The sequence below is a fragment of the Mycobacterium sp. genome (assembly GCF_049280035.1).
Taxonomy (GTDB): Bacteria; Actinomycetota; Actinomycetes; order Mycobacteriales; family Mycobacteriaceae; genus Mycobacterium.
Genome location: NZ_JBAPPI010000498.1, coordinates 1 through 2397, shown reverse-complemented (window position 1 = coordinate 2397; position 2397 = coordinate 1). Strand labels below are relative to the sequence as shown.

Genomic DNA, 2397 nt, shown 5'->3' with positions numbered 1-2397 from the left:
ATCGTCAACGCGATGAACTTCGTCGATGGTCTCGACGGGCTGGCCGCCGGGCTGGGTCTGATCACCGCGCTGGCCATCTGCATGTTTTCGGTCGGCTTGCTGCGCGATCACGGGGGTGACGTGCTCTTCTACCCGCCGGCGCTCATTTCGGTGGTGCTGGCCGGGGCCTGCCTCGGCTTCTTGCCGCATAACTTCCACCCGGCCAAAATCTTCATGGGCGATTCCGGTTCAATGCTGATCGGCCTGATGTTGGCCGCCGCGTCGACGACGGCTGCGGGACCGATTTCGCAGAACGCTTACGGCGCCCGCGACGTGTTTGCTCTGCTGTCGCCGTTCCTGTTGGTCGTGGCGGTCATGTTCGTGCCGATGCTCGACCTATTGTTGGCGATCGTGCGGCGCACCCGGGCGGGCCGTAGCGCGTTCAGCCCCGACAAAATGCACTTGCATCATCGGCTGCTGCAGATCGGTCATTCGCATCGCCGCGTGGTGCTGATCATCTATTTGTGGGTAGGCATAGTCGCCTTCGGCGCCGCCAGCACAATTTTCTTCAACCCGCGCGATACCGCAGCGGTGATGCTGGGCGCAATCGCCATCGCGGTTATCGCCACGTTGATCCCGCTGCTACGCCGCCGTGACGACCTCTACGACGAGGAGTAGTAGGGTGGCTCGGAATGTGGTACGGTGCTGGTAGAACCCGAATAAACCTCGCGGGTTGCCGGCCACCGGCCATCGGATTACGTCCGATTGGTCGGACGTACGACCGACAAAGGGGAGTTGTCCCTTGGGTGATGCGAGTGCGGTGATTGCCCTCCGATACGCTCAACGGGCCACGCAACGATCAACCAGGCAACTCCCCGCTAGCGAGGACTGAGGTGCAGAAGTGACGACACCAGCGCAGGACGCGCCGTTGGTGTTTCCCTCGGTTGCGTTCCGGCCAATTCGTCTCCTCGCCATCTCGGTTGTGCTGACCGCCGTCGCGGTCGCCGTCGCGGGTTCGCTTCACCATCCGATGGTGGGTGTGTTCTTCGGCGTGGGGCTTCTGCTGGGTTTGCTCAACGCCATTGGTGTGCAGCGCTCGGTAGCGGCGATCACCGCCGAAGCGCATCCGCTGAAGAAGAAAATGGCGATGAACTCCGCAAGCCGGCTGATGATCATCACCGTCATCGGGCTGACTGTCGCATTCGTATTCCGGCCCGAGGGGCTGGGCGTGGTATTCGGGCTTGCGCTGTTTCAGGTCTTGCTGGTGGCCTCAACCGCGCTGCCAGTCTGGCAGAAGCTGCGTAACGGGGCCGCCGACGCTGCTGAAGGGACGGGAAACAGCGATGACTGAGATGCTGCTGGCTGATGGCGCCATCGAGGTCGGCCATCACGAGACCGCGCGGTGGCTCGGCCTGACCGTCAACGTCGACACCGTGGCGTCCGCTGCCCTCGCCGCCGTCATCGTCATCGGGCTGGCATTCTTCTTGCGGTCCAAGGTCACCTCCACGGGCGTGCCGGGCGGTGTGCAGTTGTTCTTCGAGGCGATCACCATCCAGATGCGCAACCAGATCGAATCCGCGATCGGCATGAAAATTGCGCCCTTTGTGTTGCCGCTGGCCGTCACGCTCTTCGTGTACATCCTGATCTCGAACTGGCTGTCAGTGCTGCCCGTTCAGTACACCGACCCGGCGGGTGGGGCTCCGAAAGAGCTGTTCGCCCCGCCGGCGTCGGACATCAACTTTGTGCTGGCGCTGGCGCTGTTCGTGTTCCTCTGCTACCACTTGGCCGGCGTCTGGCGTAGCGGCCCTGTCGGGTATCCCGCCAAGATTCTCAAGGGGCACGTGTGGGACACCCTGCCCAAAGTCGTCGGGGTTATCTTCTCGCCCATCAATGTGGTTGAGGAACTCGCCAAGCCGATCTCGCTGTCGCTCCGACTTTTCGGCAACATGTTCGCGGGCGGCATCCTGGTCGGGCTGATCGGGCTCTTCCCGTGGTACATCTTGTGGGCACCGAACGCGATCTGGAAGGCATTCGACCTCTTCGTCGGCGCGATCCAGGCGTTCATCTTCGCGCTGCTGACCGTCTTGTACTTCAGTCAATCGATGGAGCTGGAAGGGGAACACCATTAGGACGGCTTTAAATCCCCGGCTTCCGAACCACCGCAGACCTGACAGAGCCCTAACCAAATATCAAGGAGGATAAAAATGGGAGACCCCAATCTTGTTGGCCTCGGCGCCCTTATCGGCGGCGGACTGATCATGGCCGGGGGCGCGATCGGCGCCGGTATCGGTGACGGTGTCGCCGGTAACGCGCTGATCTCCGGTATCGCACGGCAGCCCGAGGCGCAGGGCCGGCTGTTCGTGCCCTTCTTTATTACCGTGGGTTTGGTCGAGGCCGCCTACTTCATCAACCTGGCCT

4 protein-coding genes are annotated in these 2397 nt (G+C 62.3%); all 4 read left to right on the top strand.

All coding sequences use genetic code 11. The features are described from left to right. The coding region (locus WAN71_RS16170; RefSeq protein ID WP_422226302.1) for an MraY family glycosyltransferase at window positions 1-657 on the top strand (657 nt) is incomplete at its 5' end. 223 nt (window positions 658-880) lie between these two features. Continuing rightward, window positions 881-1330 (top strand): ATP synthase subunit I, encoded by a 450-nt coding sequence (locus tag WAN71_RS16165; protein WP_422226301.1) that lies wholly within the window; start codon window positions 881-883, stop codon window positions 1328-1330. Continuing rightward, window positions 1323-2108 carry a F0F1 ATP synthase subunit A gene (gene atpB, locus WAN71_RS16160; RefSeq protein WP_422226300.1) on the top strand — a complete coding sequence of 262 codons (786 nt, stop codon included), beginning with the start codon at window positions 1323-1325 and terminating at the stop codon, window positions 2106-2108. Before WAN71_RS16165 ends, atpB begins: the two co-directional genes overlap by 8 nt. Window positions 2109-2183: 75 nt before the next feature. Next, on the top strand, window positions 2184-2397 hold a 214-nt coding region (locus WAN71_RS16155; RefSeq protein WP_422226299.1), incomplete at its 3' end, for a F0F1 ATP synthase subunit C.